Annotated in this window: 19 protein-coding genes; 6 read left to right on the forward strand and 13 right to left on the reverse strand. The window is 71.9% G+C overall.

From position 1 onward, the window contains the following. Positions 1–3: 3 nt before the first annotated feature. The 4 genes from nadC to AC07AG_RS22735 are packed head-to-tail and all read right to left on the reverse strand — an operon-like array spanning position 4 to position 4,662. On the reverse strand, positions 4–987 hold the full coding sequence (gene nadC, locus AC07AG_RS22720; protein ID WP_478757151.1) for a carboxylating nicotinate-nucleotide diphosphorylase: 984 nt from the start codon (positions 985–987) through the stop codon (positions 4–6). Positions 988–989: 2 nt separating this feature from the next. Next, a complete protein-coding gene (locus AC07AG_RS22725; RefSeq protein WP_478757153.1) occupies positions 990–2,729 on the reverse strand; it encodes an L-aspartate oxidase in 1,740 nt (579 codons plus the stop codon). Next, complete coding sequence (gene panC, locus AC07AG_RS22730) at positions 2,726–3,727, reverse strand: pantoate--beta-alanine ligase (RefSeq protein ID WP_478757155.1); 1,002 nt, start codon at positions 3,725–3,727, stop codon at positions 2,726–2,728. The genes AC07AG_RS22725 and panC overlap by 4 nt, the downstream gene beginning before the upstream one ends. Continuing rightward, on the reverse strand, positions 3,724–4,662 hold the full coding sequence (locus AC07AG_RS22735) for a Rossmann-like and DUF2520 domain-containing protein (RefSeq protein ID WP_478757157.1): 939 nt from the start codon (positions 4,660–4,662) through the stop codon (positions 3,724–3,726). The genes panC and AC07AG_RS22735 overlap by 4 nt, the downstream gene beginning before the upstream one ends. A gap of 150 nt (positions 4,663–4,812) precedes the next feature. Here AC07AG_RS22735 and AC07AG_RS22740 point away from each other — a divergent pair, with 150 nt between their 5' ends. Beyond that, positions 4,813–6,075, forward strand: coding sequence for a threonine aldolase family protein (locus tag AC07AG_RS22740; protein ID WP_478757159.1), 1,263 nt, complete (start codon positions 4,813–4,815; stop codon positions 6,073–6,075). On the opposite strand, the gene AC07AG_RS22745 is transcribed toward AC07AG_RS22740, so the two are convergent. Beyond that, positions 6,032–6,292 (reverse strand): hypothetical protein, encoded by a 261-nt coding sequence (locus AC07AG_RS22745; protein WP_478757160.1) that lies wholly within the window; start codon positions 6,290–6,292, stop codon positions 6,032–6,034. The genes AC07AG_RS22740 and AC07AG_RS22745 overlap by 44 nt on opposite strands. A 304-nt stretch (positions 6,293–6,596) precedes the next feature. Here AC07AG_RS22745 and AC07AG_RS22750 point away from each other — a divergent pair, with 304 nt between their 5' ends. Next, on the forward strand, positions 6,597–7,709 hold the full coding sequence (locus AC07AG_RS22750) for a DUF5937 family protein (protein WP_478757899.1): 1,113 nt from the start codon (positions 6,597–6,599) through the stop codon (positions 7,707–7,709). A 37-nt stretch (positions 7,710–7,746) separates the two neighbouring features. Here the strand turns inward: AC07AG_RS22750 and AC07AG_RS22755 are convergent, their stop codons facing one another. Together AC07AG_RS22755 and AC07AG_RS22760 are read right to left on the reverse strand one after the other, a co-directional pair. Beyond that, entirely contained in the window at positions 7,747–8,421 is a 675-nt protein-coding gene (locus AC07AG_RS22755) for a response regulator transcription factor (protein ID WP_361053382.1), read from the reverse strand. 119 nt (positions 8,422–8,540) lie between these two features. Then, entirely contained in the window at positions 8,541–9,743 is a 1,203-nt protein-coding gene (locus tag AC07AG_RS22760) for a sensor histidine kinase (protein ID WP_478757163.1), read from the reverse strand. A 162-nt stretch (positions 9,744–9,905) separates the two neighbouring features. On the opposite strand from AC07AG_RS22760, the gene AC07AG_RS22765 reads away from it, so the two are divergent. Further along, on the forward strand, positions 9,906–10,895 hold the full coding sequence (locus AC07AG_RS22765; protein ID WP_478757901.1) for an SAM-dependent methyltransferase: 990 nt from the start codon (positions 9,906–9,908) through the stop codon (positions 10,893–10,895). On the opposite strand, the gene AC07AG_RS22770 is transcribed toward AC07AG_RS22765, so the two are convergent. Beyond that, positions 10,860–12,011, reverse strand: a complete 1,152-nt coding sequence (locus AC07AG_RS22770) for an NADH-quinone oxidoreductase subunit D (RefSeq protein ID WP_478757165.1) — start codon at positions 12,009–12,011, stop codon at positions 10,860–10,862. The genes AC07AG_RS22765 and AC07AG_RS22770 overlap by 36 nt on opposite strands. Before the next feature lie 64 nt (positions 12,012–12,075). Here AC07AG_RS22770 and AC07AG_RS22775 point away from each other — a divergent pair, with 64 nt between their 5' ends. Together AC07AG_RS22775 and AC07AG_RS22780 are read left to right on the forward strand one after the other, a co-directional pair. Next, complete coding sequence (locus AC07AG_RS22775; protein ID WP_478757167.1) at positions 12,076–12,594, forward strand: PH domain-containing protein; 519 nt, start codon at positions 12,076–12,078, stop codon at positions 12,592–12,594. Between the two features lie 14 nt (positions 12,595–12,608). Next, on the forward strand, positions 12,609–13,934 hold the full coding sequence (locus AC07AG_RS22780) for a PH domain-containing protein (protein WP_478757169.1): 1,326 nt from the start codon (positions 12,609–12,611) through the stop codon (positions 13,932–13,934). A 114-nt stretch (positions 13,935–14,048) separates the two neighbouring features. Here AC07AG_RS22780 and AC07AG_RS22785 read toward each other — a convergent pair whose 3' ends face one another. From AC07AG_RS22785 to AC07AG_RS22800, 4 genes are all read right to left on the reverse strand, one after another. Next, positions 14,049–15,047, reverse strand: coding sequence for a hypothetical protein (locus tag AC07AG_RS22785; protein ID WP_478757170.1), 999 nt, complete (start codon positions 15,045–15,047; stop codon positions 14,049–14,051). Between the two features lie 155 nt (positions 15,048–15,202). Further along, complete coding sequence (locus AC07AG_RS22790) at positions 15,203–16,177, reverse strand: ABC transporter substrate-binding protein (protein WP_478757172.1); 975 nt, start codon at positions 16,175–16,177, stop codon at positions 15,203–15,205. 71 nt (positions 16,178–16,248) lie between these two features. After that, positions 16,249–16,929 (reverse strand): ABC transporter permease, encoded by a 681-nt coding sequence (locus AC07AG_RS22795; protein WP_478757174.1) that lies wholly within the window; start codon positions 16,927–16,929, stop codon positions 16,249–16,251. Next, complete coding sequence (locus AC07AG_RS22800) at positions 16,926–17,654, reverse strand: ABC transporter permease (protein WP_478757176.1); 729 nt, start codon at positions 17,652–17,654, stop codon at positions 16,926–16,928. Before AC07AG_RS22800 ends, AC07AG_RS22795 begins: the two co-directional genes overlap by 4 nt. A gap of 133 nt (positions 17,655–17,787) precedes the next feature. On the opposite strand from AC07AG_RS22800, the gene AC07AG_RS22805 reads away from it, so the two are divergent. Beyond that, positions 17,788–18,945: an ABC transporter ATP-binding protein gene (locus AC07AG_RS22805; RefSeq protein WP_478757177.1), complete on the forward strand. Its 1,158-nt coding sequence runs from the start codon at positions 17,788–17,790 to the stop codon at positions 18,943–18,945. Between the two features lie 46 nt (positions 18,946–18,991). On the opposite strand, the gene AC07AG_RS22810 is transcribed toward AC07AG_RS22805, so the two are convergent. Next, positions 18,992–20,110 (reverse strand): alpha/beta hydrolase, encoded by a 1,119-nt coding sequence (locus AC07AG_RS22810; protein ID WP_478757179.1) that lies wholly within the window; start codon positions 20,108–20,110, stop codon positions 18,992–18,994. Between the last annotated feature and the right edge of the window lie 167 nt (positions 20,111–20,277).

Raw genomic sequence — 20,277 nt, forward strand, 5'->3', positions numbered from 1 at the left:
TCGTCACTCCGCCGCGCGCAGGTCGAGGCCGATGTCCAGGATCGGCGATGAGTGGGTCAGGGCGCCCACCGCGAGGAAGTCCACGCCCGTCCGCGCATACGCCCCGGCGTTCTCCAGGGTGAGGCGGCCGGAGGACTCCAGGATCGCGCGGCCCGCCACGATGGCCACGGCCTCCTCGGTCTCGCCCGGCGTGAAGTTGTCCAGGAGGATCAGGTCCGCGCCCGCGTCCACGACCTCGCGCAGCTGGTGGAGGGTGTCGACCTCGACCTCCACGGCCAGGTCGGGGAAGGCCGCGCGGACGGCCTTGAAGGCCTGCTCCACGCCTCCGGCGGCCACTACGTGGTTGTCCTTCACCAGGGCCGCGTCGGAGAGCGACATGCGGTGGTTCACGCCGCCGCCCATCCGCACCGCGTACTTCTCCAGGGCGCGCAGGCCCGCCGTCGTCTTGCGGGTGTCGCGGACCTTGGCGCTCGTGCCCTCCAGGGCGTCGGCCCACGCGCGCGTGGCCGTCGCCACGCCGGACAGGCGGCACAGGAGGTTGAGCGCGCTGCGCTCGGCGGTGAGCAGGTCGCGGGTGCGGGTGGTGACGCTGAGCAGCGTGTCGCCCGCCTCCACCTGCTCGCCGTCCTCGACGTGCCGCTCGACCTCGAAGGTGTCCGTGCAGACGAGGGAGATGACGGCTTCGGCGATGCGCAGGCCCGCGACCGTGCCGGACTCGCGCGCGGTGAAGTCGCCGGTGGCCACGGCCTCTTCGGGGATCGTGGCGACCGATGTGACGTCCACGCCGCCGTCCAGGTCCTCCTCGATCGCCATGTGCGCGATGTCCTCGACCTGCACGGGGTCGAGCCCCGCGTCGGTCAGGAGCTGCGCGAGAGCGGGGTCGAGGCCGCACTCCAGGGGGTCGTACGCGTCGTCTCCGCCGCAGCCGCAGGCGTCGCCGCAGCCGCCGCCGGTGGGGGCGAGAGGGAGGTCGTCGGGGGTGCTCACGGTCACTTCTCCTGAAGGCTGGTCGTCGGGGGGAAGTCTGCGGTCTCTGTCGTGTGCGCCGCCAGGGTCCGGTCCGCGTTCAGGCGTACGACGATGTGGCGGCGCCAGGCCTCGTCGTCTCGGTCGGGGTGGTCCTCGCGCCAGTGGCAGCCGCGGGTCTCCTCGCGGCGCTGCGCGGCGGCGACCAGGACGCGGGCGACGCACAGGAGGTTGGTGGTCTCCCAGGTGTCGACGCCGGGCTCCGCGGTCTTGCCGTCCTCGGCGAGCGCGCCCGCCGCCTCCGCGTGGATGCGCGCCAGGCGGGCCGCGGCCTCGGAGAGGGAATCGGCGGACCTGAGCACTCCGGCGCCGTCCGTCATCACGCGCTGGATGGCGAAGCGGGCCTCGGGGGGCAGCAGGGGGTGCGCGGGGGTGTCGGGGTGGGGCACCGGTGCGGGGGCGGGCACGGGGACGGGCACCGCCGCGTAGAGGGCGGGCAGGGCCAGCTCCGCGTGCCGTTCCGCGATGTCGGCGGCGATGCGCTCGGCGTAGACCAGGCCCTCCAGAAGGGAGTTGGAGGCGAGGCGGTTGGCACCGTGCACACCGGTGCAGGCGACCTCGCCGCAGGCGTACAGACCCGGGACCGTGGTGCGGCCCTGCGGGTCGGTGCGGACGCCGCCGGAGGCGTAGTGCGCGGCCGGGGCGACGGGGATGGGCTCGGTCAGCGGGTCGATGCCGTGGGCGCGGCAGGCGGCGAGGATGGTCGGGAAGCGGTTCTCCCACATCTCGGCGCCGAAGTGCCTGGCGTCCAAGTACATGTGCTCGGCGCCCTGTTCCTGCATGCGCCGCGTGATGCCCTTGGCGACGATGTCGCGCGGCGCGAGCTCGGCGAGCTCGTGCTGGCCGAGCATGAAGCGCACGCCGTCCGCGTCCACCAGGTGGGCGCCCTCGCCGCGCACCGCCTCGGAGACCAGCGGCTGCTGGCCCTCCGCGTCGGCGCCCAGGAAGAGCACGGTGGGGTGGAACTGCACGAACTCCAGGTCGCTCACCTCGGCGCCCGCGCGCAGGGCGAGCGCGACGCCGTCGCCCGTCGACACGGACGGGTTCGTGGTCGCCGAGAAGACCTGGCCCATGCCGCCGGTGGCGAGGACGACCGCGGGGGCGTGGACCGCGCCCACGCCGTCGTGCTGGCCCTCTCCCATGACGTGCAGGGAGACACCGGCGGTGCGGCCGTCGGCGTCGGTCAGCAGGTCGAGGACGAGGGCGTTCTCCACGGTCGGTATGGACCGCGCGCGGACCGCTTCGACCAGGGCGCGGGAGATCTCAAGGCCGGTCGCGTCGCCGCCCGCGTGCGCGATGCGGCGGCGGTGGTGGCCGCCCTCGCGGGTCAGCTCGATGGCGCCTTCGGGGCTCGTGTCGAAGTGGGCGCCGGTCTCGATGAGGCGCCGGACGGCGCCGGGGCCCTCGGTGACCAGGATGCGCACGGCCTGCTCGTCGCACAGGCCCACGCCCGCCACGAGGGTGTCGTCCAAATGCTGCTCGGGGGTGTCTCCCTCGCCGAGCGCCGCGGCGACGCCGCCCTGCGCCCAGCGCGTGGAGCCGTCGTCCAGGCTGGCCTTGGTGACCACGACGGTCTTCAGGCCGGCCGCCGAGCAGCGCAGGGCCGTGGTCAGTCCGGCCACTCCGGAGCCGACGACGACGACGTCGGCCTCCAGGGACCAGCCGGGGGCGGGGGCATGCAGCCGTATTCCGGTGGCACTCATGCGGTGGCTCCGAACGTGAGCGGGATGTTGTCGATCAGCCGGGTCGCGCCGACCTTGGCCGCCACGGCGAGGACCGCCTCACCGGTGTGGCCCGGCTTTACGTCCGTGAAGTCGGCCGGGTCGACGAGCGCCAGATAGTCCAGCTCCAGCGGGGGCTCGCGGCGGGCCGCCTCGTCCAGGACGTGCCGGGCGGCGGCGCGGACGGCCGCGGGGCCGCCCGGCACGGTCGGCGTGACGGACTGGGCGAGGGCGTGGGTGTCGGCGGCGGCGCGGGACTCCCCCAGGGCGTTCAGGGCGTCGGCGCGCGCGTGCGTGACGGGGGCCTGTGCCGCACGCGCGTGGAGGGCCTCCTGCGCGGCGTGCCGGTCGCGGCCCGCGAAGAGGGCCTGGGAGAGGGCGAGCGCGGTGCGCCGCTCGGCCGGGGAGAGATAGCGGTTGCGGCTGGATAGCGCCAGGCCGTCGTCCTCGCGCACGGTGGGCACGCCGACTATCTCGATGCCGAAGTTCAGGTCCCGCACCATGCGGCGGATGAGGGCGAGCTGCTGGGCGTCCTTCTGGCCGTACAGCGCGACGTCGGGCCGGGTGAGGTGCAGCAGCTTGGCGACGACCGTGAGCATGCCGTCGAAGTGGCCGGGGCGCGTGGCCCCTTCGAGGAGTGCGCCCATGGGGCCCGCGCTGATCCGGACCTGCGGTGCGCCGCCCGGATAGACCTCGTCGACGGACGGGGCGAACACGAAGTCCGCACCCTCCTGCTCGGCGATCTTGACGTCGGCGTCCAGCGTGCGGGGATAGCGGTCGAGGTCCTCGCCCGCGCCGAACTGGAGGGGGTTCACGAAGACCGTGACCACGACTTCGCCCTCGTCGCCCGCGATACGGCGTGCGGTGCGGATCAGCGTGGCGTGGCCCTCGTGCAGGGCGCCCATGGTCATGACGACGACGCGGCGGCCGCCACGCGTGCGCGTGCGCAGCGGTTCGGCGGTGTGCACGAGGCGGGTCATCGGGTGCCTCCCTCGGCGTCGCCGCCCACGCTCCCGCCGTTCGCCAGGACTCCCAGGAGGTCCTCGGCGAGCTCGGGCTTGAGCAGTCCGTGGGCCAGCGCGCGGTCGGCGGTCGCGCGGGCCATCGCCAGATACCCGGCGACGGTCTGCGGGGCGTGCTTGCGCAGCTCGGCCACGTGCGCGGCGACGGTGCCCGCGTCCCCGCGCGCGACGGGTCCGGTGAGCGCGGCGTCGCCGGACCGCAGGGCGTTGTCCAGGGCGGCGCCGAGCAGCGGGCCGAGCATCCGGTCGGGGGCCTCCACGCCCGCGTCACGGAGCAGCTCCATGGACTCGGCGACCAGCGTGACCAGGTGGTTCGCGCCGAGCGCGAGCGCCGCGTGGTAGAGCGGGCGTGACTCCTCGGCAATCCATTCGGGCTCGCCGCCCATCTCGATGACCAGCGCCTCGGCGGCCAGGCGCAGCTCATCGGGAGCGGTGACGCCGAAGGAGCAGCCCGCCAGACGCTGCACGTCGACGGGGGTGCCGGTGAACGTCATGGCGGGGTGCAGCGCGAGCGGCAGGGCGCCGGCGCGCAGGGCGGGTTCGAGCACCTTGGTGCCGTACCGCCCGGAGGTGTGCACGATCAGCTGGCCGGGGCGCACGGCACCGGTCTCCGCGAGGCCTTCGACGAGGCCGGGCAGGGCGTCGTCCGGCACGGTCAGGAGGACGAGGTCGGCGCGCTCGAGGACCTGGGCGGGCGGGACGAGGGGGACGTCGGGCAGCAGGACCGCCGCGCGTCGTACGGAGGCGTCGGAGACCCCCGACGCGGCGACCGGGCGGTGCCCGGCGAGCTGGAGTGCCGCGGCGAGTGCGGGGCCGACTCGGCCCGCTCCCACGACACCCACCGTGAGCCTCGCGGGGCGGTCCCGCGGGTCTGGCTGATGAGGTGCGTTCACGCGATGACGCCTTCTTCCCGTTCCAGTCCGCTCCGGGTACCGGACGATTTCTCGTCATGCTAACGCGATTGGTCCGCGCCGCGTCCTCGGCTGTCCACAGGCTGTGGTTATTGGTATGACCGGCGGCCGGTCGCACGCCATGCTCGGAGAATGACTTCACATGACGGAGCAGCGCAGGGGCCGGGGCGGGAGCGGGAGCCGGGGCAGGCGCCCGGACAGGAGCAGGCCCAGGGGCGGCCCGCGGACGGCGAAGGGGCGGACGGCGAAGGAGCCGATGCTGGCGGGCAGGACCTGGCGGCCGCCCGCCGCCGGGCCGCCGCCCTCGGCGCCACCCGGACCCTGCACCGCTGGTCCGCGCACCTGCCGCTGACCGCACGGCTCTCGGCGCTCGCTGACGCGGCCCCCGAGGTCGTGGGCCCGGACGAGCCGATCGACATCTACGGCAACGCGGTCGTCGCCCGCCTTGAGGACGAGGTCGCGCGGCTGCTCGGCAAGGAGGCTGCCGCCTTCTTCCCCAGCGGCACGATGGCCCAGCAGGTCGCCCTGCGCTGCTGGGCGGGCCGCACGGGCAACGCGACCGTCGCCCTGCACCCCAAGGCCCACCCCGAGGTCCACGAAGGGGGCGCGCTCTCCGCGGTGAGCGGCCTGCGCACGGTGCATCCGACGCGGGAGCCGCGGCTGCCCACGGCCGAGGAAGTGCGTGAGTTCGAGGAGCCCTTCGGGACGCTGATGCTCGAACTGCCGCTCCGGGACGCCGGTTTCGTCCTGCCGTCCTGGGAGGAGCTCGAAGAGGTCGTGGAGGCGGCCCGCGAACGCGACGCCGTCGTGCACTTCGACGGTGCGCGCCTGTGGGAGTGCACACCGCACTTCGGCCGCCCCCTCGCGGAGATCGCCGGGCTCGCGGACACCGTGTACGTGTCGTTCTACAAGTCCCTGGACGGCCTGAGCGGCGCGGTCCTCGCGGGCCCGCGCACCCTGGTCGACGAGGCGAGGATCTGGCGGCACCGCTACGGCGGCCAGATCTTCCACCAGTTCCCCGCCGCCGTCGCCGCCCTGCTCGGCCTGAAGAACACGCTCCCGCGGCTGCCGGACTACGTGGCGCACGCGCGCGTGGTCGCCGACGCGCTGCGCGAAGGGTTCGCGGCCGCCGGGGTGCCCTGGTCACGCGTGCACCCCGAGCAGCCGCACACCCACCAGTTCCAGGTCTGGCTGCCGTACGACTCCGAGGCTCTGACCGAGGCGGCGCTCGGGCAGGCGGAGGAGACCAAGACCCAGCTGTTCGGCCGCTGGTTCGCCGACGGGCCGCCCGGCCTCTCGGTCACGGAGGTCACCGTGACCGAGGCGGGCCTGGAGTGGACGCCCGGCGACGTCAATGATGCGGTCGCGGAGTTCGTGCGCCGGATCCCCGGCTGACGGAGCCCCGGCCGGCGGAGCCCGCGCGGGCGATCCGGGCCAGGGCGGCGCGGATCCGCCCGTGGGCGGGGCGTTCCTCGACGACGGCACGGAAGCGTCCGTAGTCGCGCACCTCGCGGACGACCTGCCAGTCCTGCTGGCCGGGGGCCGGCGGGGTCCGCTCGTCGTGCTGGGCGGCGCGGTAGCTGTCGAGCAGGTACTGCTGGGTGATGCTCATGATGAGTCGCCTCTCAAGACAAATGGTACTTATCGGGCACCCTTGGGTCGACGGGAAGCCAGGGTCGGCGCAGGGGTGGGTCGTCGTGGTTCCGGTCCGGCGGCGACGCTGCCGTGCGGCCCGGTCTTTGCGAGCCGTGTGCGGCCCGGTTTTCACGAGCCTTGTGCGGCCCGGTTTCACGAGCCTTGTGCGGCCCGGTCACCACAGACTGCGCCCGCCGTCACGCCGCCGTCGCGCCGATTGACGCCGGTCGTCAATCGGCGGCCGTGATGTCGGTGGCGCGGTGCACGATGGGTCCATGAGCGTGCACATCGAGATCGCAGGCCTGCCGCAGGAGCGGATCTTCTTCGACCCTTCGCCCCTGGCGGAGCTGGGCGTCGCGCTGCACGCGCTGGCCGAGCCCGGACACCATCCGGGGCTGCACGGCTGGGCCACCGCGACCACCGCCTGCCTCAAGCCGGACCTCGCCGACCGGTTGTGCGAGGCCGACTTCCTGTGGCGGAACACGTTCTCGGACGTCTTCATGCCGTTCGCGGGGCTGGTCGACGGCGACGGCAGGCCGGGGGCGACGCTCGCCGATGAGCTCGACCTCCTCGACCGCCTGGACGACGAGCGATTCGTCATGGCGGCCCTGGAGTTCACGTGCGGCACGACGTACAACGAAGGCGGTCCCTCGCCGCTCACCGACCCCGTCCGGGGCGCCCGCGCCCTGGAGCTCGCCGCCACCCGCGGCACCCGGCAACTGGACTTCGCCGAGCGCCTCCTGACCGATCCGCACACCGTCCGGGTCTGGCTGCGCCGCCTCCTGGAGGACTGCGACGAGGCGTTCTTCGCCGACACCTGGCGGCGGGTACGCGTCCAACTGGCCGCCGACGCACGGCACAAGACGGAGATATTGCGCCGCAAGGGCCTGGCCGAGGTCCTCACCTCGGTGTCGGCGGCGCTCTCGGTGGACGCGGACAGCCGCCGCATCACCGCGGACAAGCTGGTGCCGGGCACCACGACGGCCCTGGACCACACCCTGGGCGCGGGGCTCACGTTCGTGCCCTCGCACTTCGCCTGGCCGCACCTGATGGTCCTGCACGCCCCGGGCTGGCGCCCGGTGATCCACTACCCCGTGTCCGCCCCGGACCTGGCCAAGCCCACCTCCGTGGAGACCCTGGAGCGGCGGCTCACGGCCCTCGCGCACCCGGTGCGCCTGCGACTGTGCCGCGACATGGCCCGCGCGCCCTTCAGCACCGGCGAGCTGGCCCACGCGACCGGGCTCACGGCGCCGGAGGTCTCCCGGCACCTCACGCTCCTCAAGAAGGCGGGCCTGGTCACCACGGTGCGCCGCGGCCGGTACGTGATGCACCAGCTGGACGTCACCGTGGTCGCCCGCCTGGGCAGCGACTTCCTGGAGGGCATCCTGCGCTGACCCCGTGAGGCGGGGCAGCCGTGAGGCGGGGCAGCCGTCAGGCGCCCCCGCCGCCCGCCCGCACCAGACCCGTCTCGTACGCCAGGACGACCACCTGCACCCGGTCCCGCAGGCCGAGCTTGGTCAGGATGCGGCCCACGTGGGTCTTCACCGTGGCCTCCGACAGGACGAGCCGCGCCGCGATCTCCCCGTTCGAGAGCCCCTGGGCGACCAGGATCATGACCTCGCGCTCGCGGTCCGTGAGCCGCTCCAGCTCCTTGTGCTGCGGCTGCCCGCCCGCGTTCGGCAGCATCGGCGCGAAGCGGTCGAGCAGGCGCCGCGTCGTGGACGGCGCGACCACCGCGTCGCCGCTGTGCACCGAGCGGATCGCGGCGAGCAGCTCCCCCGGAGGCACGTCCTTCAGCATGAAGCCGGACGCGCCCGCCTTCAGCCCCGAGAAGGCGTACTCGTCGAGGTCGAAGGTCGTCAGGATCAGCACCTTCGGCGGGTTCTCGTCCTGGCAGATGCGCCGGGTCGTCTCCACGCCGTCCAGTTTCGGCATGCGTACGTCCATGAGCACCACGTCGACCTCGGTCGTCCGCAGCGCCTGAAGGGCCTCGACCCCGTCGCCCGCCTCGGCGACGACGTCCATGTCCGGCTGTGCGGCGAGCACCATCCGGAACCCCGTGCGCAGCAGCGCCTGGTCGTCGACGAGCATGACGCGGATCGACATCAAAGGCCCTTTCGTGGAGGTGTTCTTGAGCGACGGATGTGTTCATGAGCGTGCGGATGCGGTCTTGAGCGTACGGACGCGGTCATGAGCGTATGGCGTGGACGTTTCGGTGACAGGTGTCAGCTTGCGGGCTTGAGCGGGAGAAGCGCACTGATGCGGAAGCCTCCGCCCGGCCGCGGCCCCGCGTCCAGCGTGCCGCCGACCATGCCGACGCGCTCGCGCATGCCGATCAGGCCGTGCCCGCTGCCGTCGGCTCCGCCGTCCTCGTACAGCTCGTGGGGCGCGCCCTTGCCGTCGTCCTCGACCAGCAGCCCCAGGCCGTCGTCGAAGTAGACGAGGCGCACGCTGGCGCCGGTGTTCTCGCCGCCGTGCTTGCGGGTGTTGGTGAGCGCCTCCTGCACGATGCGGTACGCCGTGAGCTCCACGCCGCTCGGCAGCGGGCGCGGGGTGCCCTCCACCTTGAAGTCGACCGGGAGACCGGCCGTGCGCACCTGCTCGATGAGCTCGTCGAGCTGCTCGACGTCGGGCTGCGGGACGTACTCACCGCTCTCCTGGTGCTCGCCGGTGCGCAGCACGCCGAGCAGCCTGCGCATCTCGGCGAGCGCCTGGCGCCCGGTGCCCGAGATGGTCTCCAGGGCCTGCTTGGCCTGCTCGGGGGCCTGGTCGAGGACGTACGCGGCGCCGTCCGCCTGGACGACCATCACCGAGACGTTGTGCGCGACGACGTCGTGCAGCTCGCGCGCGATGCGGGCCCGCTCGGCCGCCACCGCGACCTTGGACTGTGCCGCCCGCTCCTTCTCCAGGCGGTCGGCGCGCTCCTCCAGCTGCGCGAAGTAGGCGCGGCGGGTGCGGATGGAGTCGCCGAGCACCCAGGCGAGGGCGAAGGGCACCATCTGGAAGATCGCGAAGAAGATGCTGCCGAAGGTGCTTATGCTCTCCTCCGGCCAGCGCAGCGACGACAGCGGAGCCGCGCACAGGCCGCCTATCAGGGCGAAACGCGAGGCCCACTTGGTGCCGTCGGCCGACGCGGTGTAGATGATCACCAGCATGGCGAAGTCGGCCGGCATCGTCTTGACGTCGAAGATCAGCTGAGCGACGCCGAGGACCGCGGCGAGGATCAGCATCTTCTCGGTGTACTTGCGGCGCAGCGCCACCACGACGGACATGCCGACGACGACGAGGGCGGCCGGGACCGCCGGGTCATGGCCTTCCGCGTCGGCCATGGTGACGAGGCCAATCCCGGAGATCCCGAGCAGGACGAGGGCCCAGAAGCCATCGACCCCGGTCGGGTGTCTGCGGAGGAAGTCATAGACGCGCTGCACGTAACCCAGCGTAGGCAGCGCGACGGCCCTCCGGGGTCAACCGGAGGTCCGATCCGTACCCCTCGCATGTACTCCCCAAGGTGGAGGCCCGCTTAGCCTTCTCGCGTGACGAACGAGGTCCGAGGTGAGCGGCAGGACGTGCGACGTGGCTGGCGGGAGGCCATGGAGACCGCGCTGTACGGGCCTGACGGCTTCTATCTGCGCCCCGAAGGGCCCGCGGGGCACTTCCGGACGTCGGTGCACGCCTCGCCGCTCTTCGCGGGCGCGGTGGCCCGGCTCCTGTGCCGCGTCGACGAGGCGCTCGACCACCCGGACGAGTTGGCCTTCGTCGACCTCGGCGCGGGCCGGGGCGAGTTGACCGCGGGCGTCCTGGCCGCGCTGCCCCCGGACGTGGCGCCACGCGCGCGTGCCTGTGCGGTCGAGCGGGCCGAGCGGCCCGCGGGACTCGACCCGCGCATCGAGTGGTGCGCCCGTCCGCCCGCCGGCGTCACCGGCCTGCTCTTCGCCAACGAATGGCTGGACAACGTCCCCCTGGAGATCGCCGAGGTCGACCCCGACGGCCTGGTGCGCCGCGTTCTCGTACGCGATGACGGCACCGAATCACTCGGCGGGACGGTCGAGGGCGCGGACGCCTCCTGGCTCGCGCGCTGGTGGCCGCTCGCCCCGGAGCCGGGCCTGCGCGCGGAGATCGGCCGCCCCAGGGACGAGGCGTGGGCGGCGGCCACGGCGACGTTGACCCGCGGCCTCGCGGTCGCGGTCGACTACGCGCACGACCGCGCGGGAAGGCCGCCCTTCGGCACGCTGACCGGCTTCCGGGCGGGCCGCGAGACGGCGCCCGTGCCGGACGGCACGTGCGACATCACGGCCCATGTGGCACTCGACGCGTGCGCCCTGCCCGGAGCCTCCCTGCTCACGCAGCGCGCGGCCCTGCACGCCCTGGGGGTGAGCGGTGGCCGCCCGCCGCTGTCCCTGGCCTCCACCGACCCGGCCGCGTACGTACGGGCGCTCGCGCAGGCGGGAGCGGCGGCGGAGCTCACGGCGACCGGCGGGCTCGGCGACTTCGGGTGGCTCGCCCAGCCGGTCGGCATCACGGACCCGCTCCTTGTCACGGACCCGCTACTTGTCGATGTCGCCGACCACGAAGAACAGTGACCCCAGGATCGCCACCATGTCGGCGACGAGCTGGCCGGGCAGCAGCTCGGCGAGGGCCTGGATGTTGTTGTACGACGCCGAGCGGAGCTTCAGGCGGTACGGGGTCTTCTCGCCCTTGGAGACCAGGTAGTAGCCGTTGATGCCCAGGGGGTTCTCGGTCCACGCGTACGTGTGGCCCTCGGGGGCCTTGAGCACCTTCGGGAGGCGCTGGTTGACGGGCCCCTGCGGCAGTTCGGCGAGCCGCTCCAGGCAGGCGTCGGCGAGGTCGAGGGCGTTGTGGGTCTGCTCCAGGAGCACCTCGAAGCGGGTCAGGCAGTCGCCCTCCTGACGCGTGACGACCTTCAGGGTGTCCTGGAGCTCCCCGTACGCGAGGTACGGCTCGTCACGGCGCAGGTCGAAGTCGACTCCGGAGGCACGCGCGATGGGACCGCTCACTCCGTAGGCGTGCACCGCCTCCGGGGACAGCACTCCCACGCCGCGCGTACGTCCCCGGAAGATCTCGTTGCCGAGGACCAGCTTGTCGTACACGTCCATGCGGGACCGGACCGAGGCGACGGCGGCACGCGCGCGCGTGGACCAGCCCGCCGGGAGGTCCTCCTTGAGGCCGCCGACGCGGTTGAACATGTAGTGCATGCGGCCGCCGGAGATCTCCTCCATCACGTTCTGGAGCTCCTCGCGCTCCCGGAACGCATGGAACACCGGGGTGATTCCGCCCAGTTCAAGCGGATACGAGCCAAGGAACATCAGGTGGTTGAGGACGCGGTTCAGCTCGGCGAGGAGCGTGCGCATCCATACGGCGCGCTCGGGGACCTCCATGCCGAGCATCCGCTCCACAGCAAGGACGACGCCCAGTTCGTTCGAGAACGCGGACAGCCAGTCGTGCCGGTTGGCGAGTACCACGATCTGCCGGTAGTCACGCGCCTCGAAGAGCTTCTCCGCGCCACGGTGCATATAGCCGATGACCGGCTCCGCCTGCTGGATCCGCTCGCCGTCGAGGACGAGGCGCAGCCGCAGCACGCCGTGCGTGGACGGGTGCTGGGGGCCGATGTTGAGCACCATGTCGGTGCTCTCCGCGGCGCCGCCGATGCCGAGCGTGGTCTCCGTCGTGGGGCTCATGCGCGCATTCTCTCGTACGCGCGCTCCTACGCGACTGTCACCTCGGCTACGTACGCTTGGAGGCATGGAAACGGGGACGGCACAGCCGGCACGGCCGGCAGAGCCGGGAAAGTCAGCGGCGGAGCCGGAGTGGACCGGTCTGCCACGGGACCTGCTGAGAATGCGGCGGCTGCTCCTCGTGGTGTGGCTGGTGCCGGTCGCGGTGGCGCTCGGCGTGCTCCTGGGAATGTTCGCGGGCCCCGCATGGGCATCCTTCGCGGCACTGCCCCTGGCCCTCGTGGCGTGGGGCTGGCCGATGCTGGGCCGCAACTGGCGCTCCTGGCGGTACGCGGAGCGGGCCGACGACCTCCTGATCAGCCGGGGCGTGCTCTGGCGCGAGGAGACGATCGTCCCGTACGGCCGGATGCAGCTCGTCGAGGTGACATCGGGGCCCGTGGAGCGGCACTTCGGCCTGGCGAGCGTGCAGCTGCACACGGCGGCCGCGGCCACGGACGCCCGCATCCCCGGCCTCATCCCCGAGGAGGCCGAGCGCCTGCGCGACCGGCTCACCGAGCTGGGCGAGGCCCGCTCGGCGGGGCTGTGAGCGGCGTACGCGAGGTGACGGGGGAAGAACACGCCCCTGGCACCGAGGACGTACGAGAACGGCGTCTGCACCCCGTCACGCCCCTGCGCCGCGCCTGGGCACCGGTCGCGGTCTTCGTGGGCTTCGCCGTGCACGACCCGAACGGCACACAGCGGCGGGTCTCCGAGCTCCCGGTGACCGGGCTGCTCGCCGTGATCGCCGCCGTCCTCCTGGGCGGCGCCCTCTACGGCTTCATGAGCTGGTGGTTCACGCACTTCGCGGTCACCGACACCGAACTGCGCATCCGCACCGGCCTGGTCTTCCGGCGCACCGCGCACATCCGGCTCGACCGGCTCCAGGCGGTGGACGTGACGCAGCCGCTCGCGGCCCGCATCGCGGGCGTCGCCAAGCTCAAGCTGGATGTCGTCGGGACGGAGAAGAAGGACGAACTGGCCTATCTGGGCCAGGAGGACGCCTCCGCCCTGCGGGCCGAACTCCTCGCGCGGGCGGCCGGTTTCGCGCCCGAGACGGCCCGTGAGGTCGGTGAGGCACCGGTCAACAACCTGGTGCACGTACAGCCGCGCATGCTCGCGATCTCCCTGGTCCTGACCGGCACGACGTGGGGCATGCTCGTCGCCACGCTCATCGTGCCGCCCTTCCTGTGGTTCGCCACGCACAACCTGTGGACGGTGCTCGCGACCGGACTTCCCATGCTGGGCGGCGCGTTCGCCAGCAGTGTGGGGCGCTTCATCGGGGAGTACGACTGGAAGGTGGGCGAGTCCCCCGACGGCCTGCGCATCGACCACGGGCTGCTCGACAAGGCGCACGAGACGGTGCCTCCGGGGCGGGTGCAGACGGTGCGCGTCGTGGAGCCGTGGCTGTGGCGGCGCTACGGCTGGGTGCGGGTCGAGCTGGACGTGGCGGGCTCGTCGAACGGCGTCCTGGTCCCGGTCGCGCCGCGCGAGGTCGCGGAGTCCGTGATCGCGCGGATCCTGCCGGGCGTGCGGGTGCCGGCCGCGGCCGAGCTGATCCGCCCTCCCGCGCGGGCGGCGTGGTGCCTTCCGGTGTGGTGGAAGGGGTACGGCCTGACGGTGACGGACACGGTGTTCGCGGCACGGCACGGTCTGCTGCGCCGCCGCCTGTCCCTGGTGCCGCACGCGAAGGTGCAGAGCGTACGGCTCACGCAGGGGCCCTGGGAGCGGTTCAAGGGCGTGGCGGACGTGCAGGTGGACACGGGGGCGAACAAGACGGTGACGGCACGGCTGCGTCCCGCCGACGAGGCGGCCGCGCTGCTGTCCGCGCAGGCCGAGAGGTCTCGTACGGGACGGAGGACTGCGCGGCCTGACCGGTGGATGGCGTGACGGGGTGGAAATCAAGCCCGTCCGGCGTTTGAGGACGAGCTCGGCGAAGCCGGTGATGACGGCGGCCAAAGCCCGGGGTCCAGGACCACCCGGGGTCCAGGCCCAGGGGCCCGCCTACGCCCGCAGCGCCGTCCGCAGCTCGGCCACGTCGATCTGCTCGGTCTCGTCATGCGCCGTCAGGTCGATGACCTGACCCACGGCACGGTCCGAGCCCTCCGCGGGGGCCTTGAACTCCGCCTCGGCCTCGGCCTTGTGCACGGCGAGTGCCTCCTCGCCCACCACGTCCGCGAGGTCCACGTTCTGTACGGACTCCAGCGCCCCGGCAGTCGCCTCGCTCTTCGTGCCGAAGAAGTCGAAGCCTCCCTGGACGGCCTTGCGGCGCCTCAGCGCGGGCGGCGCGACGGCGACCGCGCGCTCATGCCCGCCGTACCCCTCGGCCGCCCCGGGCTTCCCCCGCGCTTCGTCCCCGTCCGCGCGCTGCCGGGAAGCCGCGCCCTCGGGGGAGGGCTTCGGTGTCAGCCGGTCGAGTGCCGCGTTCGCCCGTTCGTACATCGACGGGGGCGCGATCGACCCCGGGCGCACGACGGGAGCCGGTGCTTCGGCGCGGGCCGCGGGCTCCGGACGGACCGGGGCGGGCGGCAGCGCCCGCGCCGGAGCGGACGCCTCGATGGCAAGGAGCCGCCGCCCCTCAAGGGCGCTCGCCCGCTCGGTCTCCGCCGTCGCGTACCGCCGCAGCAGCGCCGCGTGTTCGTTCCGCAGGGCGGCCAGCTCGGCCCGCTTGGAGCGGAGCTTGGTCTCCAGGCGGCCCCGGATCTCACGGGACTCGTCGAGGTCGGATTCGCACTCGGCTATGCGTTCCTCGTAGCGCCACTCGTCGCTCTTGCGGGCGCGGCCCAGCTCGGCGACCTGTTTCCCGGCCGCGAGGTCCCAGCGGCGCATGACGACCGAGCCCACGACGGCCGCCGCGGCAGCCGCGGCGACGAGGCCGCGGAGCACGATCGGTTCCGCGAACAGCCAGGCGCCGCCGGCGCAGACAAGAGAGAGGCCTGCGACCGTCGAGGGTGGCAGCAGCCTGTGCAGGGGTGGGGAATGGCGGTGACGTCCACGTGGCATGGCCAGAAACTTACCGCGCGTAGGCGAACTCTGGTGCCCCGCCCGCCAAAATGACATCGCCATAGTGCCGACTTCCCGCCCTTCCCGCTCTTCTTCGGTCGCTCAACTCCAGTTTCGGCCGAGCGACTTCGAGGATGCCCCCTCCTTCTACCGCGCTACTTCTTGATCAATCCCTTGGACTCCAGATAGTCCCGGGCGACATCGGCTTCCTTCTGCCGCTCCACATCGACCTTCCGGTCGAGTTCCGCGAGATCTTCCGTCGTCAGCGCCTTGGTCAGCTTCCCCAGCGCGTCGGCTATCTCCTTGTTGCCCGCGTCCTTCGCGTTCACAACCGGAAGGATGTTGTCCGCATTCTGCAGCTTCTTGTCGTCCTCAAGGGCGACAAGACCGAAGCTGTCGAGCGTCGCGTCGGTGGTCGTGGTCAGCACCACCTGGTCCGTGCCGTTCTTGACGGCCTGCTTGGACTGCGTGGTGCCGACGCCCTTGGGGTCGATTCCCGCGACATCGATGCCGTACGTCTTCTTCAGGCCCGGAGCGCAGAACGGCCGCGACTCGCATTCGTCACTCGCGGCGATCTTGACCTTCTCGCCGGACTTACCGAGATCCGAAAGCGTCTTGAGCTTGTGCTCCTTCGCGTATTCCTTGCTCACCGCGAACGCGTTCTGGTCGACCGCCTCGCCGACCGGAAGCACCTTCAGGCCCCGCGGTTCGGCGAGCTTCTTCAGCGCGGTGACCGTGGCGTCCACATCATTCGACGCGACCGGCTTCGCCTTCGGGCCGTTCTTGCCGAGGTTGAGGAACTCCGCGAGCGTCGCCGCGTATTCGGGAGCGACATCGATCGCGCCCTTCTTCAGCTCGGGTTCGTAGACCTCGCGGTTCTGGACGGTCTTGACCTCGGCGTCGTATCCGGCGTCCTCGAGGACTCCCACATAGAGCTCGGCGAGCACCTTCTGCTCGGTGAAACGGGCCGAGCCGACGACGATCTTGCCCTTGCCGCCCGCCTTGTCCCCCTCGCCCTTGCCGTCCTTCTCCAGGCTGTCCCCGCCGCACGCGGTGAGCCCCGCGGTCAGCGCCACGACGGCCACGGCCGCCCCTGCCATCCGTCGCGCGCGACGCGTTGTGCTGTTCATCGGTGAACCACCATTTCGAAAGACCTTGGAAACACTGGAAAATGCCGCTCCGGAAGACCGCCGCCCCAAGCTCACCGCGCGACCCCCGAACGCCCTCGCATGGGATTGAAGACCTTCCCCACCACGACGAGCACCACCTCCACGAAGAGCGCGAGCAGCGCCACGAGGAGCGCACCCGCCACCACCTGGGGCGTGTTCTGCAGGTTGAACCCGGCCGTGATGATCCGGCCGAGGCCACCCTCGCCCGCCATCGCGGCCAGCGTCGCCGTGGCGACGACCTGTACGCCCGCGGACCGGACGCCGGTCATGATCAGCGGGTACGCGAGGGGCAGCTCGACCCGCGCGAACAGCTGGCCGCCGCTCATGCCCATACCCCGGGCGGCCTCCACCACCGCCCGGTCGACCTCGCGCATCCCGATGTACGCGTTGGTCAGCAGCGGCGGCACCGCGAACAGCACGAGCGCGATCAGCGTCGGCACGTCCCCGTGCTCGCCGAGCGGGGTGAGCGTGAGCAGCACGAGCACCGCGAGGGTCGGCACCGCGCGGCCGACGTTCGAGATGTTCACGGCGAGGGCGCCGCCCTTGCCGATGTGGCCGAGGTACAGGGCGATCGGCAGCGCGATCAGGCACGCGACGGCGAGGCACACACCGCTGAAGTAGAGGTGCTCGGCGAGCCGGTGCCACACCCCCTTCTCGCCCTGCCAGTTGGCAGCCGTGGTCAGCCAGTCGTACGCGCCGGTTATCGCGTTCATGCAGGTTCAGCCACCTTGGCCGTGCGGTCCGCGCGGGCGGGACGGTTCGTGCGTATGCGGTGGACGCGCGTCCACGGCGTGAGCCACCGCTGGAGGGCGAGCAGGAGCAGGTCGGCGACGATCGCGAGGAGCACGCAGAGCGCGGACGCGGTGAGGACCTGCGCCTTGAAGGTCGTGTCGAGGCCGTCGAGGATCAGCGATCCGAGGCCTCCGTAGTCGACGATCGCCCCTACGGTTGTCAGCGCCACCGTCGAGACCGTGGTGATGCGGACACCGGCGAGCAACGCGGGAAGCGCGAGCGGCAGTTCGACCTCCCACAGCAGCCGCAGCGGGCCGTACCCCATCCCCTTGGCCGCGTCCCGCGCCTCGTCCGGCACGGCCTGCAGGCCCGCCAGGATGTTCCGCACCAGGATCGTCAGGGAGTACAGGACGAGGCCCGTGACGACCAGCGAGGCCGAGAGACCGAAGAAAGGCAGCAGGAGCGAGAACATCGCGAGCGAGGGCACCGTGTACAGCACGGTCGTCAGGCCGAGGATCGGGCCCGCGAGGAAGCGCCAGCGCCGGGCGAGCAGCGCGAGCGGCAGCGAGACGGCGACACCGATGGCGACGGAGGCCGCGGTGATGCCCATGTGCTGCACGGTGGCGTCGATCAGCTCCTGGCTGCGGGAGCGGACGTACTCCCCGCAGATCCAGTCGTTCGTCACCAGACAGTTCTGTTCGCTCATCCCGCCCCACTCCCCCCGAGTCCGTTTTCTGAGGCCGTCTGGCGAGACCCTAACGCGGAGCACCGACAATCGCCGAGACTCGTCGTACTGGCGCAACATGGGCTTTACACAACACCCGCAACAATGGGGAATCATGATCCGGTTCGAGCACGTCACCAAGCGGTACGAGGACGGCACCACGGCCGTCGACGACCTGTCCTTCGAGGTCGCCGAGGGTGAACTGGTCACGCTCGTCGGCCCGTCGGGCTGCGGCAAGACGACGACGATGAAGATGGTGAACCGTCTCATCGAGCCGACCGAGGGCCGGATATATGTCGAAGGTGACGACATATCCACCATCGATCCGGTCCAACTCCGGCGTCGTATCGGCTATGTCATCCAGCAGGTCGGCCTGTTCCCGCACAAAACGGTCCTGGAGAACACGGCGACCGTCCCGCACCTGCTCGGCGTGAAGCGCGGCAAGGCCCGCGAGCGCGCCGCCGAACTCCTCGACCTGGTCGGCCTCGACCCGGCCACCTTCGGCGACCGCTACCCCGAGCAGCTCTCCGGTGGCCAGCGCCAGCGGGTGGGCGTGGCCCGCGCGCTGGCGGCCGATCCGCCCGTGCTCCTGATGGACGAGCCGTTCGGCGCGGTCGACCCCGTGGTGCGCGAGCACCTGCAGAACGAATTCCTCCGCCTCCAGCAGGCCGTCCGCAAGACCGTCCTCTTCGTCACGCACGACATCGAGGAGGCCGTCCGCCTGGGCGACCGCATGGCCGTCTACGGAGAGGGCCGCATCGAGCAGTTCGACACCCCGTCGACGATCCTGGGCGCACCGGCCAACGGCTACGTGGCGGACTTCGTCGGCGCGGACCGCGGCCTCAAGCGCCTCTCCGTGACGCCCATCGAGGAGGGCGACCTGGAGCAGCCGCCCGTCCTGCACCTGGACGACCCGCTGCCCGCGAATCTCGACGCCCGCTGGGCCGTCGTCCTGGACGGCGAGAACAACCTGCACGGCTGGATCTCCGCCGAGCACGCGCACGGCGGCCCGGGGACCGTCCGGGACCACGCACGCCGCATGGAGGCATGGCTCCCGGTGGGCGCGACCCTGAAGCAGGCGTTCGCGACGATGCTCCAGCACGACGCGGGCTGGATCGCGGTCATCGACAAGGACAGCGAGGGCCGCTTCCTGGGCGTCCTCACCCCGGCCCGGCTGCACGAGGCGCTGCGCAGGTCGACGGCCGCGGACGCGCGCGCCATCGCGCGCGAAGAGGTCGAGCTGGAGACCATCACGGCCATCGCCGGGAACTGAGGCACCACTTGCCGGTCGACAGGCCCTGCCCGCCGCCCGTCAGGCGCTACTTGCCGTCAAGCCGCCCGCTGATCCACTCCAGCGTGGCGGGGATCTCCCTGCGCCACGTGTTGAAGTTGTGCCCGCCGCTGTCGAGCGTGATCGACGAGACCCTGGTGGGCGCCTTCACCTTGCCGATGAACTTCTCGGTGTCCCCGTAGTTGTCCTCTCCTTGTTTGCTGGTGGTGACAAGGAGGGACGTCTTGGGCGCCGGCATGTGGTCGAGGTACCACATGAGGTCGGCGCGCTGCTCCAACTCCTTGTCGCCGTGGAAGAGATCGCCCGTCGTGACGTCGATCGGCGCCTTGTAGTACGCCGAGAGGCCCGCCCCGGCTGCGTACACATCGGGGTGGTGCATGGCGAGCTTCAGGGCGCAGTAGCCGCCCGTGGAGTCGCCGATGACGCCCCAGCTGCCCGCGCCCTTGCCCGTCCTGTAGTGCTCGGAGATGGCACCGGGCAGGTCCTTGGCGAAGAACGTCTCGGTCTGCGGGCCGCCGGGGATGTCCACGCACTCCGTGTCCCGCGGCGGCGCCACGGTGGGCCGCATCATGACCAGGACCATCGGCTGCATCTTGCCCTTCCTGGCCTGCTCATGGGCAGTCTGCGGGTAGTGCAGGCCCTTGATCAGCGCCTGGGCGGTGCCGGGGTAGCCGGTGAGGACCACGGACACGGGGAAGGTGCGCTTCTTGAACCGCGGCTGGAAGTACTCGGGCGGCAGGTAGACGTACGCGGGGCTCGCTATGTCCGCCTCCTTCCCGCTGACGACGACCTTCTGGATCTGGCCTCCGATCGGGGGGCTGCCGCCGCCCTTCACGTTCACGGGCCGGGTGCTGCGCACGTCGACGGGTGTCTCGCCCTTGGCGGGATCGTGGTCGACGACGACACCGGGGCTCGTCTCCTGGCCGAAGAGATCCGCCCACGTGGCGTAGAAGCCGAACGCCTGGTTGGCGGCGAGGCCGACCGAGGCGAAGATCGCCAGCTGGGTGGCGATGAGCAGCCCGACACGGCCGGTGACGGTCCGCCAGGACTGGCGGGCCAGGCGCGGCCAGAGCCAGACCGTGCCGATGAACAGCACGACGGCGAGGAGCACCGCCAACGCGAGGACCTTGTTGCTCGTCAGACCCATGGGGTGTTCTGCCTGCGCTTTCTGCCTGTTCCATCGTTCTTTTCCAGCGGTTTTCCGGTCGGGGAGTGAACCCGAGTCCCAGAAGGACCGTCCTAGAGGGCGCAATGTCGCCGGATGCCGTTTTGGTGCCGGAATCGAGCTCTCTCGCAAAGAACCACGGGATGCGA

This window comes from Streptomyces sp. NPDC044044, from assembly GCF_056434405.1.